The following is a 22,650-nucleotide window of genomic DNA, read 5'->3' as shown; positions in this document are numbered from 1 at the left end:
GAAACCTCATTTCATAAACTTAATTCTAACATAATTTTCCTAAAAATCAAAAAATCCAATACGAGATAGAAAAAAACTGCAAGGAAATCCTTACAGTTTGAGTTTAGACGTTTAAGACCTTGTCCAAGAAATCTTTCAGACGTGGGTGTTGTGGGTTATCAAAGATTTGATCAGGTGTTCCGTCTTCAAGGAACTCGCCATCTGCAGTAAAGATAACGCGGTTAGCAACCTGACGAGCAAATCCCATCTCATGGGTTACGATAATCATGGTCATACCTTGTTCAGCCAATTCCTTCATAACATTTAGTACGTCTCCGACCATCTCAGGGTCAAGGGCAGAAGTTGGTTCATCAAAGAGCATGATGTCTGGATTCATTGCTAGTCCACGAGCGATGGCCACACGCTGTTTTTGACCACCTGATAGGCTATCTGGGTTAGCATTAGCTTTATCTGCTAGCCCAACCTTGTCAAGCAACTCCATTCCCAATTTCTCAGCTTCTTCCTTAGTCATCAACTTGTGCTCAATTGGAGCAAAGGTGATATTGTCCAATACAGACATATGAGGGAAGAGGTTGAAGTGTTGGAACACCATTCCGATATTTTCACGGACGTGGTCAACGTTGGTTGTTTTTTCAGTTAAGTCATAACCGTTCACAGTGATGTGACCGCTAGTAACTTCTTCTAAAAGATTAAGGCTACGGAGGAAAGTTGACTTACCAGAGCCTGAAGGACCGATGATACAAACAACATCTCCTTCATAGAACTTAGTTGTAATTCCTTTTAGAACTTCATTTTTTCCATAATACTTATGTAAATCATTTACATCAATTTTTAATTTTGCCATTAACGAATCCTCTTTTCTAAGCGTTTCGCTAGTCTAGTCAAAAGTGTGATAATTACAAGATAGAAGATAGCAAGGATTGCATACATCTTGAAACTTTGGTAGTTACGGGCGATTATAATCTTACCAGTTTGGAAGAGTTCCACCAAACCGATAGCAGATACGATAGTTGTATCTTTAAGAGCAATAACGAATTGGTTAACAAAGTTTGGCAACATCAATTTAGTTGCTTGTGGCAAGATAATCTTACGCATGGTTTTTCCATAAGAGATCCCCAAGCTTCGGCTGGCTTCCATTTGACCAACTGGAACGGCCTGAATACCACCACGAACGATTTCAGCGATATAAGCGGCTGCATTGAGCGATAGGGCAATGGTACCAGCTACAAAGTCGTTAATTGGGCTTTGTTGGCCTGTAATAGACTCGATGAAGTTTGGAATTCCCCAGAAGATGAAGGCTGCAAGAATCATCAAAGGAATACCACGGATAACGTCAACGAAAATCTCAGAGATGACGCGAAGAGATTTGTAGGGGCTAACGCTAAACATACCAAAGATAATTCCGATAACAATGGCAATAGCAAATGAGATAAGAGCTAGAGCAAGAGTGATACCAAGCCCGCTAAGGAGTTGTTTGTAGTTATTTTGAAGTAAGCCCCAGATAGTTGTTTCGTCAACAGTGTTTGTTGAAGCAGATGAAGATTCGCTAGCTAGGTATTTATCAAGAATCTTTTGGAATTCTCCGTTTGCTTTAAGGTTTGCAAGTCCGTTATTGAACATTTCAATCAATTCTGGATTTGCTCCTTTTTTAACAGCAAAGGCTGTTTCACCGATTGGAGTTCCAGCGATTGGAGTTTTCAATTTTTGCCCTTGGCTAATAGAATATTTGAGGACAGGCTCATCATCCATAACGGCATCAATGGCACCAGTGTTTAAACTGTCATACATTGAAGAACCATCAGCGAAGGTTTTGATTTTGTAACCGTATTTGCCTTGATTTTCTGTTAGGAAGGTTTGAGAAGCAGTTCCGTTTTTAACACCGACTGTCTTTCCTTTTAAATCTTCATAAGAAGCAATGGTACTTGATTCTTTGACACCAAGGATAGTATTGGCAGTGTAGTAGGATTCTGAAAAGTCAAAAGTTGCCTTACGAGCATCTGTGACAGACATACCGGCAATGATACCATCAGCTTGACCAGCTTGGACAGCACTGATAGCTGCATCGAAACCAGGATTGGTAATTTCAATTTCAAAACCTTGGTCTTTAGCGATTGCCTTAATCAAGTCCATATCAATTCCAGTAAATTGGTTGCTTGAGTTTTGGAACACAAAAGGTGCAAAAGAAGAATCACTGGCAATGATGTATTTAGCTTTAACAGGAATGGCTTTTAATCCTGCTAGAGTAGATGTAGTTGGCACTGCTGAAGAAGATGAAGCAGTCCATTTCTTGATGATTTTATCAAGGCTACCATCTTTTTTCATTTCAGCCAAGGCTTGGTTAAATTCAGTGACTAGGTGCTCGTATTTGCTTCCTTTTTTAACACCGAAAGCAAAACTTCCTACAGCTTCACCATCCATTTCAATATGGAGGTCTTGACCTTGGTTAATAGCATACTCGATAACAGGTTTGTCATCCATCATGGCATCAATGGCACCAGCACTCAAGCTGTTGTTCATCAAATCACCAGTGTCAAATGTTTTAATAGCAAAGCCGTATTTGTCCTTAATACTTTCAAGGAAACGTTGAGCGGCAGTTCCATTTTTAACACCAACAGTTTTACCTTTTAATTGGTCATACTGACTAATCTTGTGTGACTTTGTAGTTGCAATGACAACTTTTGTATCATAGTAAGTATCAGACATTGTGAAAACTTTTTCACGTTCTGCAGTTTTTGTCATTCCTGCCATAATAGCGTCAGCTTGACCAGCTTGAACTGCATTCACCGCTGCGTCAAATCCAGGATAGGACATCTGAATGTTCCATCCTTTAATCTCAGCGACTTTGTTAATAATGTCAACATCAATTCCTTTATAAGTTTGATCTGAATCTTTAAACTCAAAAGGTGCATAGGCGGTATCAGACACAATCTTAATTGTTTCTGCCTTAGCAATACCTAATGAGAAAATTGGGAATAAAATTAGCAAAAATGCTAGAAATTTTTTCTTCATTTTTAGTCTCCTTTTCCGAATATTTTTCCATTATATCAGAAAAAACTAAAAAATGCAAATCTAGGGGCTTTTATGTTAGAAGATATAACATAAAAGCCCTTTATTTCTTTCTTGAACTGCTACCACAAAGTGCTATAATAATAGTATATAATAGAAGAAAAGAGAACGGAGATATGAAGAACAAAAGAATTTTTAAAGACTTTCAAGCTTCTCAAATGAGATTAAACATTTACACAAGCCCCTTGTTAGCCTTTGTTTTTGTCTTTATAGGAGAGTTTGTGGCTTATACTTTGTATGGTATTAGCTTGTTAGCTCTCATCGGACTTGCTAGAAATTTTGGAGAGGCTGGCCAAAATCTTGCAACCTACTTGCAGACCTTGCAACAGAGCTTGACGGATAAAACAAGTGACTTTCGTTTAATTTTAGAATTGCTGGCCTTTGGATTCGTTCTCAATACTGTGTTCAGATGGACTAGAAAAGTTGAGAAAAGACCTATTCGAACCTTGGGATTTTATAGAGAGAATTTCCTCAGCAATCTTCTGAAAGGATTTGGGCTAGGTCTGGCACTTTTTCTTCTGACCTTGTTAGGTTTAGTAGCATTAGGGCAATATCGTTTTGAGTCTATTCACTTAAATCCTTATTCTCTTACCTTTGTTGTCTTGACTATCCCATTTTGGATTTTACAGGGGACAACAGAAGAAGTGGTGGCCCGTGCTTGGCTCCTTCCTCAATTGGCCTCAAGAACCAATCTAAAACTGGCTGTTCTTATATCTAGCCTGTTCTTCACCCTACTTCATATGGGCAATTCTGGTCTAACCCCTCTATCTCTAGCGAATCTCTTTTTATTCGGAGTTGCCATGTCTCTTTACCTTCTCAAAACTGATACAGTTTGGGGTGTTGCAGGTATTCATGGCGCCTGGAATTTTGCTCAGGGTAATCTCTTTGGGATTTTAGTTAGTGGTCAACCATCAGGAACGTCTCTGATGACCTTTTTACCACAAGGCGATCAGAGCTGGCTATCAGGTGGTTCTTTTGGGATAGAAGGTTCCATTATGATAAGTCTAGTCTTGCTACTGCTGATTGTCTATCTTGCCTATCAATTAAAGAAAGAAAATGAAAGGATGTGACTTCGGTCCGTCCTTTTCTTCGTGAAAATGCTATAAGTATGCTAAAATAGGAATAGCATATCGAGAGAGGATTCTTATGATCAATCGTATTACAGATAATCAATTTAAACTAGTATCAAAATATCAACCATCAGGAGATCAACCACAAGCTATCGAGCAGTTGGTTGATAATATCGAGGGTGGAGAAAAAGCTCAGATTCTGATGGGGGCGACCGGAACAGGGAAGACCTATACCATGAGTCAGGTCATTTCCAAAGTCAATAAACCTACTCTGGTCATCGCCCACAATAAAACTCTAGCAGGCCAGCTCTATGGGGAGTTTAAGGAATTTTTCCCTGAAAATGCAGTTGAGTACTTCGTATCTTACTATGATTATTACCAACCTGAGGCCTATGTCCCTTCTAGCGATACCTATATTGAAAAGGATAGCTCTGTCAATGACGAGATTGACAAACTCCGCCACTCTGCTACTTCAGCCCTTTTGGAGCGTAATGATGTTATTGTCGTGGCCTCAGTCTCTTGTATCTATGGTTTGGGTTCGCCCAAGGAATACGCTGATAGTGTCGTTAGTCTCCGTCCAGGTCTTGAAATTTCTCGTGATAAACTCTTAAATGACTTGGTCGATATTCAGTTTGAGCGAAATGATATTGATTTCCAACGTGGAAAATTTCGAGTTCGTGGGGATGTAGTGGAGATTTTCCCAGCATCTCGTGATGAACACGCTTTTCGAGTAGAGTTTTTTGGAGACGAAATTGACCGTATTCGTGAGGTTGAGGCTCTGACTGGTCAGGTGTTGGGAGAAGTGGATCATTTGGCTATTTTCCCAGCTACTCACTTTGTGACCAATGACGACCACATGGAAGTTGCCATTGCCAAGATTCAGGCCGAGTTGGAGGAGCAGTTAGCTATCTTTGAAAAGGAAGGTAAATTGCTAGAAGCCCAGCGCTTGAAGCAACGTACAGAGTATGATATCGAAATGCTGCGCGAGATGGGCTATACCAACGGTGTTGAAAACTACTCACGCCACATGGATGGTCGTAGCGAAGGTGAGCCTCCTTATACGCTTCTTGACTTCTTCCCAGATGATTTCTTGATTATGATTGATGAAAGTCACATGACCATGGGGCAAATCAAGGGCATGTACAATGGAGACCGCTCGCGTAAGGAAATGCTGGTTAATTATGGTTTCCGTTTGCCGTCTGCCTTGGACAATCGACCTTTACGTCGCGAAGAGTTTGAAAGCCATGTGCATCAGATTGTTTACGTTTCAGCGACACCTGGTGACTATGAAAATGAACAGACCGAGACAGTGATTGAGCAAATCATTCGTCCAACAGGACTCTTGGATCCAGAGGTAGAAGTCCGTCCGACTATGGGACAGATTGATGACCTTTTGGGTGAAATCAATGCCCGTGTTGAAAAGAATGAACGAACCTTTATCACCACTTTGACTAAGAAAATGGCAGAGGACTTGACCGACTACTTCAAGGAAATGGGTATCAAGGTCAAGTACATGCACTCGGATATCAAGACCTTGGAACGGACGGAGATTATCCGTGATCTGCGCTTGGGTGTCTTTGATGTCTTGGTCGGAATTAACCTGCTCCGTGAAGGGATTGACGTACCTGAAGTGAGTCTCGTAGCCATTCTAGATGCTGACAAGGAAGGCTTCCTCCGTAACGAACGTGGCTTAATCCAAACTATTGGACGTGCTGCCCGTAACAGCGAAGGACATGTCATCATGTATGCGGACACGATGACTCAGTCTATGCAACGTGCCATTGATGAAACTGCCCGCCGTCGGAAAATCCAGATGGCTTATAATGAAGAGCATGGTATCGTACCTCAAACCATCAAGAAAGAAATCCGTGATCTTATTGCCGTGACCAAGGCAGTTGCTAAGGAAGAGGACAAGGAAGTCGATATTAATAGCCTTAATAAACAAGAACGCAAAGACCTCGTCAAGAAACTAGAAAAACAAATGCAAGAAGCTGTCGAAGTGCTTGACTTTGAACTCGCAGCTCAGATTCGTGATATGATGCTGGAAGTCAAGGCGTTGGATTAGAATAGTATCTAAAGGAGAAAATATGTCCCGTTCCCAATTAACAATTTTAACAAACATTTGTCTGATTGAAGACCCCGAAACTCAGCGCGTGGTTATGCAGTATCGCTCTCCTGAAACAAATCGCTGGTCTGGTTATGCCTTTCCTGGAGGTCATGTTGAAAATGGTGAGGCTTTTGCGGAGTCTGTCATTCGTGAAATCTACGAAGAAACAGGATTGACTATCCAAAATCCTCAACTTGTCGGCATTAAAAATTGGCCACTAGATACAGGTGGGCGCTATATTGTCATTTGTTATAAGGCGACTGAGTTCTCTGGTAGCCTTCGCTCTTCAGATGAAGGAGAAGTTTCTTGGGTGCAAAAAGACCAGATTCCAAACTTGGATCTGGCCTATGATATGTTACCCTTGATGGAGATGATGGAAGCTCCTGACAAATCAGAGTTTTTCTACCCTCGCCGTACAGAAGATGATTGGGAGAAGAAAATCTTCTAGTCTTTTACTAAATAACCTAGCTGATCCAAGGCCTCCTCAATATAGTGGAGGTCTTGTTGTGTTTCGTATCTAATAGTAATAGGATATTAGTAAAAACATGTGTACTCTGAAATAAATTTAAAATATTTCTAAAAAAGTATTGACAAAATAAAAGAAAACGCTTACTATATAAATAAGGGAACGGTTCCACAACGTAAGAAGGAGGAGTGATGACTACAATAAAACAGGTTGCTGAAGAAGCTGGAGTATCAAAATCAACAGTTTCAAGATATATTTCGAAAAAAGGCTATGTCGGAGATGATGCTAGAGAAAAGATAAAAAATGCTATCAAGAAATTAAATTACACGCCGAATGTATTAGCACAATCTTTGAAAACTAAAAAAAATCAAATGGTAGGACTCTTATTGCCAGATATTTCTAATCCCTTCTTCCCAAGATTGGTTCGAGGAGCTGAATCATATTTGAAAGATAAAGGTTATAGGATTATGGTTGGTACTATTTCAGATCATGATTCGTTAGAAGAATATATAAACCTTTTGTTAAAAACAAATGCAGCTGGTATTATAACGACACTTGACTTTACAAAGGAATTTCCAAATCTGACGTTACCTGTCGTTGTGGTTGACCGGATTAGTAAAGATACAGGTTACGGTGTCTTTTCTGATAATCAGTTGGGTGGACGTTTGGCTGCTAAAGCAATTTGGAATGCTGGCGCTAAGCAAGTTATGATTATTAAAGTTTTAGATGATAAAGCTGAGAACATTGCGGAACGATTTGAAGCAAGTTTAAACTATTTGAGGAATAAATCTTTAGAGATTCGTATTGAAGAAAGTGAAACATTTGAGTTTGAAAAAATTCAAACAGAAGCTAAAGAGAATCTAAAAAGAAATCCAAATATTGATAGTATTATAGCGCCTTCTGATATTCATGCGATAGCTTATATTCATGAAATTTTAGCAATTGGTAAAAAAATCCCAGATGATATTCAAATCATTGGTTATGATGATATTGTACTTAGTCAATTTATTTATCCTTCTTTATCAACTATTCACCAATCATCATATAAAATGGGAGAACAGGCTGCAAAGCTAATCTATAATATGGCAAATAAGTTCTCTATAGATGAAGCTAAAATTAAACTACCTGTTAGATACGTAGAAAGAAATACATTAAGGAGAAAGTAATGAGTAAAATTGTTGTTGTTGGAAGTATTTCAATGGACTTAGTTATGAGAACAAAAAGGATTCCAGAAGGAGGTGAAACGATTTTTGGGGATTCATTTAATATAGTTCCGGGTGGAAAAGGTGCAAATCAAGCTGTAGCTATTGGTAGATTATCCAGTGTAGAAGATAATATTTACATATTTGGAAACGTCGGAGAAGATATTTTTTCAGCAGATTTACTAAGTAATCTGCAAAATAATAATATTTCTACAGAACATGTGGGAACGGTACCACAATCTACAGGAGTTGCACAAATTACTTTATATGGAGGTGATAATAGAATTATTTATTATCCCGGAGCGAATAATTTAGTTAAAACAAATGATTGGAAAAATGAGTGGGAATTGATTAGTGATGCAAGTATTGTTGTATTACAGAATGAAATACCACATGAAGCCAACCTATCTATAGCTAAATTTTGTCAAGAAAATAAAGTTAAGGTACTTTACAATCCTGCACCAGCTAGAGAAACAGATATAGAGATGATTCCTTTTTGTGATTTTATTACTCCTAATGAGCATGAATGTTCAGAGCTTTTTCCAGATAAGAAATTAGAAGAAATTATTAAAATTTATCCTAATAAAATGATTGTGACATTAGGAGTTGAAGGTTCTATTTATTATGATGGGGCAGCAGTTCAGAAGATTCCTGCTATAAAAGCAGAAGTAGTTGATACTACAGGAGCAGGAGATACGTTTAATGGTGCTTTTGCTTATGCTGTCTCAAAAGGAAAAGAGATGAATGTTGCATTGTCCTTTGCAACGATTGCTTCACATCTTTCTGTTCAAAGATTTGGAGCGCAAGGTGGCATGCCGAGTTTGAAAGAAATAAAGGAGCATCCAGGATATGAAGAAATATGGGATTTTAAATAGTAATATAGCAAAACTAGCTGATGATTTAGGTCATATGGATTTGGTTTGTATTGGAGATTTAGGATTGCCAGTTCCAAAAGGTATTGATAAAATTGATTTAGCATTAAGAAAAGGTAGTCCAAGTTTTTTAGAAGTTTTAAAAGAATATTCAGATCATGTACTTATTGAAAAAATTTTCTTAGCAGAAGAAATTAAGGAAAAAAACAAAGAACAGTGGCAAGCAGTTCTAGATCTTTTAGGATCGAATATAATTATTGAATATATTAGTCATGAAGAATTGAAAGCTATGAATACTACAGTTAAGGCAGTTATTCGCACTGGGGAAGATACACCATATTCGAATATAATCTTGCAATCAGGAGTTATTATTTAGAAGGGAGTTGCCTATGAAAATTGAAATGAAGAACATTTCAAAATCTTTTGGGAATAATCGTGTTTTAGAAAGTATTGATTTGGTTCTTAATTCAGGAGAAGTTCATGCTTTAATGGGAGAGAATGGTGCAGGCAAATCAACCTTAATGAATATTTTAACTGGACTTTTTCCAGCTACTTCAGGAACTATTTTTATTGATGGAAAAGAAAAAACATTTTCTAATCCTCAAGAGGCAGAACGGTTTGGACTGAGTTTTATTCATCAAGAAATGAATACTTGGCCAGATATGACTGTACTTGATAATCTTTTTTTAGGAAGAGAAATTAAAAATTCGATTGGGTTTCTAGATAAAGCTAGTATGGAAAGGAAAGCTAAAGAAGCATTTAAACGTCTTAATATCTCTATTCCTCTCGATGCAATCATTGGTCAATTATCAGTCGGACAACAACAAATGATAGAAATAGCAAAATGTTTATTATCAGAAGTTTCCTTGTTAATTATGGATGAACCCACAGCAGCTTTAACTGATCGTGAAACTGAAACACTTTTTAAAGTGATAGAAGGATTAAAATCTGATGGTGTAGGTATTGTGTATATTTCACATCGGATGGAAGAAATCTTTAAGATTACAGATCTTATAACTGTTATGAGGGATGGGTTTGTAATTGATACCAAGAGAACGAAGTTAACTAATGCGGATGAATTAGTTCAAAAGATGGTGGGGCGTGAATTAGAAGATTATTATCCAGAAAAAAAGGCTGAGATTGGGAATATTGTTTTTCAAGCTAAGAATCTTTCTGGTGATGCTTTTACGGATATTTCTTTCTATGTACGTCAAGGGGAAATTCTTGGTTTCTCTGGTTTGATGGGTGCTGGTCGTACTGAAATAATGCGAGCAATTTTTGGAATTGATTCTTTAAAATCTGGTCAAATTATAATAAATGAAGAAGAACTGATAATTAAAAATCCTTTTGAAGCAATTAAGCATGGAATTGGTTTCTTAACAGAAGATCGTAAAGATGAGGGATTGATTTTAGATTTTTCTATTAAAGATAATATGACTTTACCTAGTACTCGTGATTTTGTTAAAAATGGCATTTTTGATAATAAAACAAGTGATATATTTGTACAACGTTTAATTGATAGGCTACGAATTAAATCAGGTTATCCAGATAAGGAAGTTGGGACACTTTCTGGTGGTAATCAACAGAAAGTAGTTTTAGCAAAATGGATAGGTATTGCTCCAAAAGTACTGATTCTAGATGAGCCAACTCGTGGGGTAGATGTTGGTGCTAAGCGTGAAATTTACCAATTAATGAATGAATTGGCTGAACGAGGTGTGCCGATTATTATGGTATCTTCAGATTTACCAGAAGTGATCGGAGTCAGTGATCGCATTATGGTCATGCATGAAGGAAGAATTAGTGGAGAATTAACACGTCAAGAAGCTACACAAGAAAAAGTTATGCAACTAGCCACAGGAGGACAATAGTGTGAAAAATACTATGAAGTATATGTCAGAATTGACAACAGTAATAGCATTGATAATTTTAATGGCTGTCATCACTATTATCAATTCAAATTTTTTAACAGCAAATAATCTGTTAAATTTACTATTGCAAGTAACATCAAATGCACTGATCGCTTTTGGAATGACCTTTGTTATTCTAACAGGTGGAATTGATTTATCAGTTGGATCAATTTTAGCCTTATCCAGTGCGCTAACCGCTGGCCTATTAGGATCTGGAATGCCTGTTACGTTAGCAATTCTCATCTCTTTAATTTTGGGTTGCATTCTGGGGATGATGAATGGTTTATTGATTTCCTACGGGAAATTAGCTCCATTTATCGTTACTTTAGCAACTATGACTATTTTTAGAGGCGCAACACTTGTTTATACAAATGGGAATCCTATCACAAAAGGATTAAGTGATACATTCTTATTTCAATTTTTGGGGCAAGGTTATATAGTCGGAATTCCATTTCCTGTAATTATTATGTTTATTGTATTTATTGTTTTATATGTTTTACTTCATAAAACAGCATTTGGTAAATCTGTGTATGCTATAGGGGGGAATGAAAAAGCAGCATATATATCAGGTGTGAAACTAAATAAAGTGAAAATTATCATTTATTCAATTTCAGGTATTATGGCTTCAATTTCTGGATTGATTATAACATCACGCTTAAGTTCTGCTCAACCAACAGCAGGTGCTAGTTATGAAATGGATGCTATTGCAGCTGTTGTTCTTGGGGGAACCTCTTTATCAGGAGGTAAAGGTCGCATACTGGGGACCTTAATAGGTGCTTTAATTATTGGGGTTTTGAATAATGGACTTAATATTATCGGTGTTTCAGCATTTTGGCAACAAGTAGTAAAAGGAGTTGTAATCTTAATTGCTGTTCTGATTGATCGTTTTAAAGTTGTAAAACAGTAGAATAATTTTCAATTTTTTTGGAAATAGTAACAATTTATTAGATGACGTACAATAATCGGGATTGAAACTATCCCTATAGATATATATTACGAGGAGTAATAACATGAAAAATATTAAAAAAATTAGCATTTTTGCTTTGTTTGTAACATTTATTTTTGCTTTAGTAGCTTGTGGAAAAACTGGTTTAGGAAATTCATCAAATGATAATAAATCTACGATTCAAAAGTCGGCAAAAGAATTAAAATTAGGAGTTTCTATTTCGACTACTAACAATCCCTATTTTGTAGCTATGAAAGATGGTCTTGAAAAAGCCGCAAGAGAAAAAGAAGTAACTTTGAAGATAGCAGATGCACAAGATGATGCTGCTAGACAAGCAGATGATATTCAAAATTTTATTAGTCAAAATGTTGATGCTTTACTAATTAATCCAGTTGATTCTGATGCAATTGTTACATCTATTAAAGCTGCTAATAATGCAAATATTCCGGTAATCTTAATTGACCGCGGTAGTAATGGAGGTGAAGTCTTGACAACTGTTGCTTCTGATAACGTAGAAGCAGGTAAAATGGCTGCAGAATTTATTACCAAGCAATTGGGAGAAAAAGCAAAAACTTTTGAATTATCAGGAGTCCCTGGCGCTTCTGCAACTGTAGATAGAGGTAAAGGATTTGAACAAATTTCAAAGACAAATTTAGATGTTCTTTCTAGTCAATCCGCTAATTTTGACCGCGCAAAAGCTTTGAATACAGCGCAAAATATGATTCAAGGAAACAAAGAAGTGCAAGCAATCTTTGCACAGAATGATGAGATGGCGTTAGGAGCTGCACAAGCAGTAAAAGCAGCTGGTCTTAGCAATGTATTAATTGTTGGTATTGATGGTCAACCAGATGCACATGATGCTATTGCAAAAGGTGATATTACTGCCACTATTGCTCAGCAACCAGCTAAGATGGGTGAAATTGCTATTCAATCAGCAATAGATCATTATCAAGGGAAAAAACTGGAAAAAGAAACAGTTTCTCCAATTTATCTTGTGACTAAGGATAATGTTGATCAACATAACTGGTGATATATTTTTAGTAAGCAAGTAGTTGTTAATTTTCATTCAATGTGGTTTTTAAATATCATTGTTACTATTTGAGCTATTGGATTCAAAAAGACCAGATTCCAAACTTGGATCTGGCCTATGATATGCTACCTTTGATGGAGATGATGGAAGCTCCGGACAAATCTGAATTTTTCTACCGTCATCGTATAGAAGATGGCTGGGAGAAGAAAATCTTCTAGTCTTTTACTAAATAACCTAGCTGATCCAAGGCCTCCTCGATATAGCGGAGGTCTTGCTGTGTTTCAGCTTCGACTAGGTGGTAATGGATACCATCTGTTAATTCAGACAGAGGTCTAAAATCTGAATGCTCGACTTGTTCTAGAAAATGTTGCACATCTCTACGACAAGACAGTTTCAGCAAGGTTTCAATTTCTCCATAGACGGGATGGTCAATCAATGTGTTTTGAACACGTCCGCCATTATCTACGATAGCAAGGAGTTCTTGACCGATTTCTTCAACTTCATGTTTCACTTTGAAAAGTTTGTGAACATAAGGATTGGTTTCAATTTGCTTATAGACGTAGCCACGATTGGTGGATAGGATAGGAGCGCCATCGGCTCTTAAAATTGCAATGTCCTGTACAATGACCTGGCGTGTAACATGAAAATGTTCAGCTAAACTTTGGCCATTGAGGGCTTTAGGAGTTTCTTTCAAGAGTTGGAGCAGGGCTTGTTTGCGATCTTTTGTCATAGTTCTTCCTTTTAACGGCGTTTGCGAAGCACTTTATAGACAGCTAGTGCTAATGTATAGTCTACCATACTATGAATAATTGTGCCAAATCCAACTAGTACAAATAGAACATAAAACATATTTTCTACATTGGTACCGGAAGTTGCATAAAAAACGACACAAGCTAATACTTCAGCAAGGGCATGGACAAGCGCTAACACAAAGTTGAAAATCCAGCAAGTTTTTGGTTTATCTAGGGTATCGGGGAATTTTTGTAGGTAAAGAGCCCCCAAAGTCCCAAAAAAGATATGGGAAAAAGCTCGAAAAACGATAACCATGGGATAGCCTGCCATCAAAAATCCAAAACTAGAGGCTAGGATGACAAAAACAGCCATCAAGGGCGACAAGAACATGGCAATAAAAATAGCGATGTGGCTTCCTAAAGTATAGGAAGCAGGTGGAATGACAATCTTGAAAGGCATAACAATTGGAATCAAAATTGCAATAGCCGTTAAGAGGGCAGTCATTGTCATAAATTGTGTCTTTTTCCGTGTGTTCATAAGAATCTCCTTTTTAACTGTATATACACTAGTATAGTACAATAAACAAGACAATAAAGCAAGGATTTACTTAGGTTTATAGGTCATTTTTAGTTAGATATTGGTAAAGATTTCACTAATAATAGTAACTATATCAAACAAAATCTCCACCTTCAAGCTTGAAAGCGGAGATTATTTTTATTTCTTCAAGGTTTGTAGTCGTGGGACAATGGCTAGGGTTAGAACTGCGGAAATGACTAATTCAGCAATCGAATTTGTTGAGATAACAGTTGCTAGGAGTTTTTGGATATTACCATCAAAAACATTTCCAAAAAGGTAGAAAATTCCGCCAAGTACAAAGACTGTGTTGGTAAGTGAACCAAGGGCACCAGCTAAAATCAGACCAGTTTTATTTTTCATCAGTTTATAGACTAGATACGGAGTTAAACCAATCAAAATACGTGGGACGATGGCAATGATAGCTGAGTAGATGTTCCCATTTGGTACGAAGGGAGAGAAGAGGTAGCTTGTCGGTAGAATTGTAATTGTGTTAACCGTCAAGCTAAGTAGCCCCATCAAAAATCCAAGTGTAACCCCAACGCGTGGACCGTAGATAATGCTGGCAATAATGACAGGAATATGAACAATGGTCGGTTTGATTGGAAATGGAAAAAGGTTAAAGATAAGTGAGCTCAGAAAGTGTATCACGAGCATGGTTGCAAAAAAGATAGCAATGGGTGCAATATTAGAGCGTTTTTTCATCGAGAGTTTCCTTTATTCTTTCTAAAATAATTGTGAGGTCAGCTAAAGCTCCTCGTCCATGGTCGCCACAAGCTAGTAGGGATTCCTTAGGAGCAATCAGCTGATAGTCATAGCTTTCTAATGTTTTCAGATTAGCCTGAGTTGCCGGATGATCATACATTTTCGTATTCATAGCTGGTGCGATGAGTTTTGGGATATGACTTGGCAAGGCTAGAGCCGTACTGGTCACCATGTTGTCGGCAAAGCCGTGAGCTAGTTTTGCAATAGTGTTAGCTGTTGCAGGGGCCACGATAAATAAATCTGCTTTTTTGCCAAGTTCAATATGATTAACCTGATCAGGATAGGGTTCATTCATGACATCCAGGTGGACGGAATTCTGTGAGAGTACCTGTAGTGTCAAAGGTTGGATAAACTCTGTAGCAGCTTGGGTCATTAAGACAGTGACTTGATGACCTTGTTTTTTAAGCGAACTGACTAAATCTGCTGACTTATAAGAGGCGATTGAGCCCGTTACAGCCAAGAGAATATGTGCCATAGCTTTCCTTTCTATGAATGGTAGGCTTGAATTTTTTCAAGGAGGAGTTTTGCAATTTCTTCTTTAGTCTGGACTGTTTGAAGCTGATCTTTCTCAACAAAGATAGCTCTGTGCTGCTTTGCTGAGATTTGAGTGAGGTCATTTGCAATGATTAAGTCTGCTTGGTTCTTGATAAGACTTTTTCTGGCAATCTCGATGAGATAATCCTCAGAGACATCAACCAGCAGTTTGAAACCAATCAGATGAATAGCAGGATTCCACTCCTTGACTAGAGAGATGATTTTTGGTGTTTTTTTCAGGAATAAAACCTGAATCTCATCAGTTGAAGAAATCTTAGCTTGATGATTTTGCTTGCTTAAAAATTCTTCTAGATTGGAGCTAGACTGAACTTCCTCTAGACCTGTCATATAAACAGGAGTGTAATCGGACACAGCCATTGAGTGAATCAAGACCTGATAGTCCTTGACACGTTCTTGCATTTCAAGGAGAAGGTCCTTGGTATTGTTAATTTCTCGAATGCTTAGGTTGGGATGGGCTTCTGGCTTCAGAGCTCGTTTTGTTGTTATCAAACAAACTTCATGCCCTGCAGCAAGCAAGGTTTCTGTGATGATTTTCCCCAAGCGTCCTGTAGAATGGTTAGTGATAGAACGGACGCTATCGATAGCTTCACTGGTACCGCCCGATGTAACTAAAATTTTCATAGCACTATTGTACACAAAAATAAACGGTAAGTAAAATGAAAGTGATAAAAATTTGGTAAAAGGAAAGAATATAGTTTCAAACTATAAAGCCATATAAAATTTAAGAAAGGACTCTAAAAACCTTAAAAACAGGGATATTTACGAACGTTTAGAGAGTTTTAGGATGTTAAAAATCTTGTTTTGTGTTATAATGAGTTATCATATAAGAGGTTAGAGGAGTTTTGAATGAAAACAGATATTGAAATCGCACAGAGTATTGAGTTGAAGCCAATTGTTGATGTTGTAGAGAAACTTGGTATTTCTTACGACGATTTGGAGTTGTATGGAAAGTACAAGGCTAAGCTCAGCTTTGATAAAATTCGTGCAGTTGAGAGCAATCCAGTTGGAAAATTGATTCTGGTTACTGCCATCAATCCAACACCTGCAGGTGAAGGAAAATCAACTATTACCATTGGTCTTGCGGATGCCTTGAACAAGATTGGCAAGAAAACCATGATTGCTATTCGCGAACCATCTCTTGGTCCAGTAATGGGTATCAAGGGTGGTGCCGCTGGTGGTGGTTACGCTCAAGTTCTGCCAATGGAAGACATCAACCTTCACTTCACTGGAGACATGCATGCCATTACGACTGCCAACAATGCGCTTTCTGCCTTGATTGACAACCACTTGCACCAAGGGAATGAGTTGGGAATTGACCAACGTCGTATCCTTTGGAAACGTGTTGTGGACTTGAACGACCGTGCTCTTCGCCATGTAACAGTTGGGCTTGGTGGCCCTCTAAATGGTATTCCACGTGAGGATGGCTTTGACATTACAGTTGCTTCAGAGATCATGGCAATTCTTTGCTTGGCAACAGACATCGAGGACTTGAAACGCCGTTTGGCGAATATCGTTATTGGTTATCGCTATGATCGTACACCTGTTTCTGTAGGTGATTTGCAGATTGAAGGTGCTTTAGCTTTGATCTTGAAGGATGCGATTAAGCCGAACCTGGTTCAGACAATTTACGGTACACCTGCCTTTGTACACGGTGGTCCATTTGCCAATATTGCTCATGGATGTAATTCAGTCTTGGCAACTACAACAGCTCTTCACTTGGCTGATTATACAGTTACTGAAGCTGGTTTTGGTGCAGACCTTGGTGCTGAGAAATTCCTTGATATTAAGACACCAAACTTGCCAACATCTCCAGATGCAGTAGTTATTGTTGCAACCCTTCGTGCCCTTAAGATGAATGGTGGTGTGGCTAAAGACGCTCTTACTGAAGAAAATGTAGAAGCAGTTCGTGCAGGTTTTGCTAACTTGCAACGCCACGTTGAAAATATCCGTAAATTTGGAGTACCTGCAGTCGTAGCTATTAACGAATTTGTATCTGATACTGAAGCTGAAATTGCAGCCTTGAAAGAACTCTGTGCTTCAATCGACGTACCAGTTGAGTTGGCTAGTGTCTGGGCTGATGGCGCAGAAGGTGGGGTAGCACTTGCTGAGACAGTTGTTAAGACAATTGCTGAAACCCCAGCTAATTACAAACGTTTATATGACAATGACCTTTCTGTTCAAGAAAAGATTGAAAAAATTGTTACTGAAATCTACCGTGGTAGCAAAGTCAACTTTGAGAAGAAAGCCCAAACGCAAATTGCTCAAATCGTTCAGAATGGTTGGGACAAATTGCCAATCTGTATGGCTAAAACTCAATACAGTTTCTCAGACAATCCAAATGCACTTGGAGCACCTGAAAACTTTGAAATTACCATTCGTGAATTGGTACCAAAATTAGGTGCAGGCTTCATCGTTGCTTTAACTGGTGATGTCATGACCATGCCAGGCCTTCCAAAACGACCAGCAGCTCTCAACATGGATGTTGAAAGCGACGGAACTGTTCTAGGCTTGTTCTAGTAGATTGTAATTGACTTTAAATGAGTTTGGAGATTTTAATCCAAGCTCATTTTTTATCTAGATAGAAGTAGTTGTCTTCAGTTGATGAGAGAGTTGTTTACTATACGTAACCATTCTAGTTAAAGATATTTTCCTCGAATTCTGATATAATGGAAATATTGACTTCAAGAGTAAGGAAGAGAAGATGAACGCATTATTAAATGGAATGAATGACCGTCAGGCTGAGGCGGTGCAAACGACAGAAGGTCCCTTGTTGATCATGGCGGGGGCTGGTTCTGGAAAGACCCGAGTTTTGACCCACCGCATTGCTTATCTGATTGATGAAAAGCTGGTCAATCCTTGGAATATCTTGGCCATTACCTTTACTAATAAGGCTGCGCGTGAGATGAAGGAACGTGCTTATGGCCTCAATCCAGCCACTCAGGACTGTTTGATTGCGACCTTTCACTCCATGTGTGTTCGTATCTTGCGTCGCGATGCGGACCATATTGGCTACAACCGTAATTTTACAATTGTCGATCCTGGTGAACAGCGAACTCTTATGAAACGCATTCTTAAGCAGTTGAACCTGGATCCGAAAAAATGGAATGAACGGAGCATCTTAGGAACAATTTCCAATGCTAAGAATGATCTGATTGATGATGTTGCCTATGCTGCCCAAGCTGGCGATATGTACACGCAAATCGTAGCCCAGTGTTACACAGCTTATCAAAAAGAACTTCGTCAGTCTGAATCCGTTGATTTTGATGATTTGATTATGCTGACCTTGCGTCTCTTTGATCAAAATCCTGATGTTTTGACCTACTACCAGCAGAAGTTTCAGTACATCCATGTTGATGAGTACCAAGATACCAACCACGCTCAGTATCAATTGGTCAAACTCTTGGCTTCCCGTTTTAAAAATATCTGTGTGGTTGGGGATGCGGACCAGTCTATCTACGGTTGGCGTGGTGCTGATATGCAGAATATTTTGGATTTCGAGAAAGATTATCCCCAAGCCAAGGTTGTTTTGCTGGAGGAGAATTACCGTTCAACTAAAACTATTCTCCAAGCGGCCAACGAGGTCATTAAAAACAATAAAAACCGCCGTCCTAAGAATCTCTGGACCCAGAATGCTGATGGGGAGCAAATCGTTTACTATCGTGCTGATGATGAGCTGGATGAGGCTGTATTTGTAGCCAGAACCATCGATGAACTTAGTCGCAGTCAAAACTTCCTTCACAAGGATTTTGCAGTTCTCTATCGGACTAATGCCCAGTCCCGTACTATTGAGGAAGCCTTGCTCAAGTCAAATATCCCTTATACCATGGTTGGCGGAACCAAGTTCTACAGCCGTAAGGAAATCCGAGATATTATCGCTTATCTCAACCTCATTGCTAATTTGAGTGACAATATCAGTTTTGAGCGTATTATCAACGAGCCTAAACGTGGAATTGGCCCAGGTACAGTTGAGAAAATTCGTGACTTTGCGAATATGCAAAACATGTCCATGCTGGATGCTTCTGCCAATATCATGTTGTCTGGTATCAAGGGTAAAGCAGCCCAGTCTATCTGGGATTTTGCCAATATGGTTCTGGATTTGCGAGAGCAGCTAGATCAATTAAATATTACAGAGTTGGTTGAGGCGGTTCTAGAAAAAACAGGTTACGTTGATATTCTTAATGCCCAAGCAACTCTGGAAAGTAAGGCTCGGGTTGAAAATATTGAAGAGTTCCTTTCTGTGACGAAAAACTTTGATGACACCTCTGATGAGCCAGAAGAAGAAACTGGTCTGGACAAACTGAGTCGTTTCTTAAATGATTTAGCCTTGATTGCGGACACCGATTCAGGTAGTCAGGAGACATCAGAAGTTACTCTAATGACCCTGCATGCTGCCAAAGGTCTCGAGTTTCCAGTTGTCTTTTTGATTGGGATGGAAGAAAATGTCTTTCCACTTAGTCGTGCTGCTGAAGATCAAGATGAACTAGAAGAAGAGCGCCGTCTGGCCTATGTAGGAATTACGCGTGCAGAGAAAATCCTCTATCTGACAAATGCCAACTCACGCCTGCTTTTTGGTCGTACCAACTACAACCGTCCTACTCGATTTATTAACGAAATCAGTTCAGACTTGCTTGAGTATCAAGGTCTGGCTCGTCCAGCAAATACAAGCTTTAAAGCATCATATAGTAGTGGTGGCCTTGCCTTCGGTCAAGGTATGAGTTTGGCTCAAGCTCTTCAAGACCGTAAACGCAGTGCGGCCCCAAAAACTATCCAGTCAAGCGGTCTCCCATTTGGTCAATTTACAGCTGGTGCAAAATCAGCGTCTAGCGAAACAAATTGGTCCATTGGTGACATTGCCCTCCACAAGAAATGGGGAGAGGGAACTGTTCTGGAAGTTTCAGGTAGCGGTGCTACGCAGGAATTAAAAATCAATTTCCCAGAAGTTGGTTTGAAAAAACTTTTGGCCAGTGTGGCCCCAATTGAGAAAAAAATCTAATTTTTCATCCTTCTCACGAATAATAAAGTGAGGAGGATTTTTATGTACAGTATTTCATTCCAAGAAGATTCACTATTGCCAAGAGAAAGACTTGCCCAAGAAGGAGTGGAAGCGCTCAGTAACCAAGAGTTGCTAGCTATTTTACTCAGAACAGGAACACGTCAGGCCAGTGTTTTTGAAATTGCCCAGAAAGTCTTGAATAATCTTTCAAGCCTAACAGATTTGAAAAAAATGACACTGCAGGAATTGCAGAGTCTATCTGGTATCGGACGAGTTAAGGCAATAGAGTTACAAGCCATGATTGAACTGGGCCATCGTATTCATAAACACGAAACCCTTGAGATGGAAAGTATTCTCAGCAGTCAAAAGTTGGCCAAGAAGATGCAACAGGAATTGGGGGATAAAAAACAAGAGCACCTGGTGGCGCTCTATCTCAATACTCAAAATCAAATCATCCATCAACAGACCATTTTTATCGGTTCTGCCACTCGTAGTATTGCTGAACCGCGAGAGATTCTTCACTATGCTATCAAGCATATGGCGACTTCTCTCATCTTGGTTCATAATCATCCTTCAGGAGCGGTGGCACCTAGCCGAAATGATGATCATGTCACTAAACTTGTCAAAGAAGCCTGCGATCTGATGGGAATTGTCCTCTTGGACCATTTGATTGTCTCTCACTCCAGTTACTTTAGTTATCGAGAAAAGACAGATTTAATCTAAAGTTCATTAACGATATAGTCAAAGAGGTTTTTATCTTTGGGACGATTTTCAAAAAGAAATTCTGGGTGCCATTGGACACCGAGAAAGGCAACATCATCCGTACTCATGACAGCTTCAATGATACCATCTTTAGGATCATGGGCCGCAATCTTTAAATTTGGTGCTAAATCTTTGATGCTCTGGTGGTGGAAGGAGTTGATATGGGAAATTTCTCCATAGATTTCTCGAAGAACAGTATTTGGTTCTGTCATCAAGCGTTGAGTTGTGTACTCGGCAGAACAATCTTGCCAGTGGTCTTCGATATCTTGATACAAAGTTCCACCCATGGCAACATTAAAGAGTTGAGTCCCACGGCAGACAGAAAAAATTGGCTTTTTCTGGTTAATAGCTTCCTTGATGAGGGCCAGTTCAAAGATATCCCTTTGAAGGTGGTAGTCATCGCTATCGATGGTTTTTGGTTCACCATAGAATTTTGGATCAACATTTTGCCCACCTGTCAAGATGAGCTTGTCAATCAAACTAATATAGTGGCTAGCCATTTCTTGATCACCAATCGGTAGGATGATGGGAATCCCTCCAGCGTCTTTAACGCCTTCAACAAAGCCTTTTGCTGCGTAACTCATCATGATGTCATCATCTGGATGAGTTTTTTCGTTTCCTGTTATCCCAATAACTGGTTTTTTCATAAAATGATTTTCGCTTTCTAATCCTCTTTTCGCATGAAGTAGAGGAGAGTTTGGAGTTCACTTGTCAAATCGACATACTGAACGACCACGTCTTTTGGTAAATGCAGATGGACTGGTGAAAAACTGAGAATTCCTTTTACGCCAGCATCCACCAAGAGATTAGCAACCTCTTGTGACTTAACGCTAGGAACGGTCAGGATAGCAGTCTTCACATCAGCATCCTTGATTTTATCCTTGATTTGAGAAATTCCGTAAATAGGAATCCCATCAGGAGTTTGGGTACCGACTTCAGGATGGTCATCTAGGTCAAAGGCCATGATAATTTTCATCTTGTTACGCTCATGGAAGCGGTAGTGGAGAAGGGCATGGCCCATATTTCCAATACCTACCAGCATGACATTGGTGATGGAGTTATCATTGAGTAAATCGGCAAAAAACGTCATCAGTTTTTTGACATCGTAGCCAAAGCCACGACGACCCAGTTCACCAAAATAGGAAAAATCACGACGTACGGTCGCTGAATCAATTCCAATGGCCTCTGCAATTTGCTTAGAGTTGGCACGTTCAATCTTTTCTGCATGAAATCTCTTAAAAATTCGATAGTAGAGAGAGAGTCTTTTCGCTGTAGCTTTTGGAATAGCAGACTGTTTATCTTTCACAAAATCACAACCTTTCTATTCTTCTATTTTATAGAAACATTGTGAAAAAATCAACAAAAACAAGAAAAAACTAAGAAAAATCTTAGTTTTGATGTAAAAAATCTGCATGTGATAGAAAACGGTAGAGGTCTCCGACCAGACCTTGGTAAACTTCCTGCCCTTTAAAGGTCAAAGAAGTTACATAAAGTGTATCTGGCAGAGTCACACATCCTGATAGAGCCAGCATGAGAGCCTCGTAATCCTCATACTTGAGAGTGCGCTCTACATGATAGCTGTCCTTATAGGTCAGTTCAAACAT

General features: G+C 38.9%; 22 protein-coding genes and 2 pseudogenes. 13 read left to right on the top strand and 11 right to left on the bottom strand.

The features are described 5' to 3' along the window. Nucleotides 1-103: 103 nt before the first annotated feature. Together M594_RS06000 and M594_RS05995 are read right to left on the bottom strand one after the other, a co-directional pair. On the bottom strand, nucleotides 104-844 hold the full coding sequence (locus tag M594_RS06000) for an amino acid ABC transporter ATP-binding protein (RefSeq protein WP_125411699.1): 741 nt from the start codon (nucleotides 842-844) through the stop codon (nucleotides 104-106). Next, the gene (locus M594_RS05995) at nucleotides 844-3,009 is read right to left on the bottom strand and encodes an ABC transporter substrate-binding protein/permease (RefSeq protein ID WP_150922401.1); all 2,166 of its coding nucleotides are present in this window, start codon (nucleotides 3,007-3,009) and stop codon (nucleotides 844-846) included. The genes M594_RS06000 and M594_RS05995 overlap by 1 nt, the downstream gene beginning before the upstream one ends. Nucleotides 3,010-3,182: 173 nt before the next feature. Between M594_RS05995 and M594_RS05990 the strand changes: the two genes are divergently transcribed. From M594_RS05990 to M594_RS05980, 3 genes are all read left to right on the top strand, one after another. Then, on the top strand, nucleotides 3,183-4,136 hold the full coding sequence (locus M594_RS05990) for a CPBP family intramembrane glutamic endopeptidase (protein WP_115904387.1): 954 nt from the start codon (nucleotides 3,183-3,185) through the stop codon (nucleotides 4,134-4,136). Between the two features lie 76 nt (nucleotides 4,137-4,212). Continuing rightward, nucleotides 4,213-6,201, top strand: a complete 1,989-nt coding sequence (gene uvrB / locus M594_RS05985; protein WP_173876229.1) for an excinuclease ABC subunit UvrB — start codon at nucleotides 4,213-4,215, stop codon at nucleotides 6,199-6,201. 22 nt (nucleotides 6,202-6,223) lie between these two features. Further along, entirely contained in the window at nucleotides 6,224-6,691 is a 468-nt protein-coding gene (locus tag M594_RS05980; protein ID WP_000091556.1) for an 8-oxo-dGTP diphosphatase, read from the top strand. On the opposite strand, the pseudogene M594_RS05975 reads toward M594_RS05980, so the two are convergent. After that, nucleotides 6,688-6,765: pseudogene (locus M594_RS05975) on the bottom strand (DNA-binding transcriptional regulator); the annotation flags it as partial. The gene M594_RS05980 and the pseudogene M594_RS05975 overlap by 4 nt on opposite strands. Nucleotides 6,766-6,900: 135 nt before the next feature. Here M594_RS05975 and M594_RS05970 point away from each other — a divergent pair. The 7 genes and pseudogenes from M594_RS05970 to M594_RS05940 form a co-directional block, all read left to right on the top strand. Then, nucleotides 6,901-7,875, top strand: coding sequence for a LacI family DNA-binding transcriptional regulator (locus M594_RS05970; protein WP_000207599.1), 975 nt, complete (start codon nucleotides 6,901-6,903; stop codon nucleotides 7,873-7,875). Beyond that, complete coding sequence (gene rbsK / locus M594_RS05965; RefSeq protein ID WP_000036807.1) at nucleotides 7,875-8,786, top strand: ribokinase; 912 nt, start codon at nucleotides 7,875-7,877, stop codon at nucleotides 8,784-8,786. The genes M594_RS05970 and rbsK overlap by 1 nt, the downstream gene beginning before the upstream one ends. Next, nucleotides 8,761-9,159 (top strand): D-ribose pyranase, encoded by a 399-nt coding sequence (rbsD, locus tag M594_RS05960; RefSeq protein WP_000759833.1) that lies wholly within the window; start codon nucleotides 8,761-8,763, stop codon nucleotides 9,157-9,159. The genes rbsK and rbsD overlap by 26 nt, the downstream gene beginning before the upstream one ends. Nucleotides 9,160-9,172: 13 nt before the next feature. Further along, the gene (locus M594_RS05955; RefSeq protein ID WP_000687783.1) at nucleotides 9,173-10,651 is read left to right on the top strand and encodes a sugar ABC transporter ATP-binding protein; all 1,479 of its coding nucleotides are present in this window, start codon (nucleotides 9,173-9,175) and stop codon (nucleotides 10,649-10,651) included. Nucleotide 10,652: 1 nt separating this feature from the next. Then, nucleotides 10,653-11,597, top strand: a complete 945-nt coding sequence (locus M594_RS05950) for an ABC transporter permease subunit (RefSeq protein ID WP_004248623.1) — start codon at nucleotides 10,653-10,655, stop codon at nucleotides 11,595-11,597. Nucleotides 11,598-11,700: 103 nt separating this feature from the next. Continuing rightward, on the top strand, nucleotides 11,701-12,666 hold the full coding sequence (locus tag M594_RS05945) for a substrate-binding domain-containing protein (protein ID WP_000789621.1): 966 nt from the start codon (nucleotides 11,701-11,703) through the stop codon (nucleotides 12,664-12,666). A gap of 77 nt (nucleotides 12,667-12,743) precedes the next feature. Beyond that, nucleotides 12,744-12,884 (top strand): annotated as a pseudogene (locus M594_RS05940) (NUDIX hydrolase); the annotation flags it as partial. On the opposite strand, the gene M594_RS05935 reads toward M594_RS05940, so the two are convergent. From M594_RS05935 to coaB, 5 genes are all read right to left on the bottom strand, one after another. Beyond that, nucleotides 12,881-13,396, bottom strand: coding sequence for a transcription repressor NadR (locus M594_RS05935; protein WP_020902811.1), 516 nt, complete (start codon nucleotides 13,394-13,396; stop codon nucleotides 12,881-12,883). The pseudogene M594_RS05940 and the gene M594_RS05935 overlap by 4 nt on opposite strands. Nucleotides 13,397-13,407: 11 nt before the next feature. Further along, nucleotides 13,408-13,935, bottom strand: a complete 528-nt coding sequence (locus M594_RS05930) for a hypothetical protein (RefSeq protein ID WP_001097401.1) — start codon at nucleotides 13,933-13,935, stop codon at nucleotides 13,408-13,410. Nucleotides 13,936-14,112: 177 nt separating this feature from the next. Then, complete coding sequence (locus M594_RS05925; RefSeq protein WP_000747412.1) at nucleotides 14,113-14,676, bottom strand: ECF transporter S component; 564 nt, start codon at nucleotides 14,674-14,676, stop codon at nucleotides 14,113-14,115. Further along, complete coding sequence (gene coaC, locus M594_RS05920) at nucleotides 14,660-15,211, bottom strand: phosphopantothenoylcysteine decarboxylase (protein ID WP_000940142.1); 552 nt, start codon at nucleotides 15,209-15,211, stop codon at nucleotides 14,660-14,662. The genes M594_RS05925 and coaC overlap by 17 nt, the downstream gene beginning before the upstream one ends. An 11-nt stretch (nucleotides 15,212-15,222) precedes the next feature. Further along, a complete protein-coding gene (coaB, locus tag M594_RS05915) occupies nucleotides 15,223-15,912 on the bottom strand; it encodes a phosphopantothenate--cysteine ligase (RefSeq protein WP_049551217.1) in 690 nt (229 codons plus the stop codon). A gap of 225 nt (nucleotides 15,913-16,137) precedes the next feature. Between coaB and M594_RS05910 the strand changes: the two genes are divergently transcribed. The 3 genes from M594_RS05910 (at nucleotide 16,138) to radC (ending at nucleotide 21,007) form a co-directional block, all read left to right on the top strand. After that, nucleotides 16,138-17,808, top strand: a complete 1,671-nt coding sequence (locus M594_RS05910) for a formate--tetrahydrofolate ligase (protein ID WP_173876228.1) — start codon at nucleotides 16,138-16,140, stop codon at nucleotides 17,806-17,808. Between the two features lie 184 nt (nucleotides 17,809-17,992). Continuing rightward, nucleotides 17,993-20,284: a DNA helicase PcrA gene (gene pcrA / locus M594_RS05905; protein WP_000992841.1), complete on the top strand. Its 2,292-nt coding sequence runs from the start codon at nucleotides 17,993-17,995 to the stop codon at nucleotides 20,282-20,284. Nucleotides 20,285-20,326: 42 nt separating this feature from the next. Beyond that, nucleotides 20,327-21,007 (top strand): RadC family protein, encoded by a 681-nt coding sequence (gene radC / locus M594_RS05900; RefSeq protein ID WP_000286931.1) that lies wholly within the window; start codon nucleotides 20,327-20,329, stop codon nucleotides 21,005-21,007. Here radC and M594_RS05895 read toward each other — a convergent pair. From M594_RS05895 to M594_RS05885, 3 genes are all read right to left on the bottom strand, one after another. Continuing rightward, nucleotides 21,004-21,693, bottom strand: a complete 690-nt coding sequence (locus M594_RS05895; protein WP_125454481.1) for a gamma-glutamyl-gamma-aminobutyrate hydrolase family protein — start codon at nucleotides 21,691-21,693, stop codon at nucleotides 21,004-21,006. The genes radC and M594_RS05895 overlap by 4 nt on opposite strands. A gap of 17 nt (nucleotides 21,694-21,710) precedes the next feature. After that, complete coding sequence (locus M594_RS05890) at nucleotides 21,711-22,352, bottom strand: redox-sensing transcriptional repressor Rex (protein WP_000653417.1); 642 nt, start codon at nucleotides 22,350-22,352, stop codon at nucleotides 21,711-21,713. A gap of 82 nt (nucleotides 22,353-22,434) precedes the next feature. Next, a complete protein-coding gene (locus M594_RS05885; RefSeq protein WP_000462491.1) occupies nucleotides 22,435-22,650 on the bottom strand; it encodes a DUF4649 family protein in 216 nt (71 codons plus the stop codon).

Source organism: Streptococcus mitis, from assembly GCF_013305725.1.
Lineage (GTDB): Bacteria > Bacillota > Bacilli > Lactobacillales > Streptococcaceae > Streptococcus > Streptococcus mitis_BO.
The sequence above is the reverse complement of the archived record's forward strand: the minus strand, read 5'-3'. Positions and strand labels throughout refer to the sequence as shown.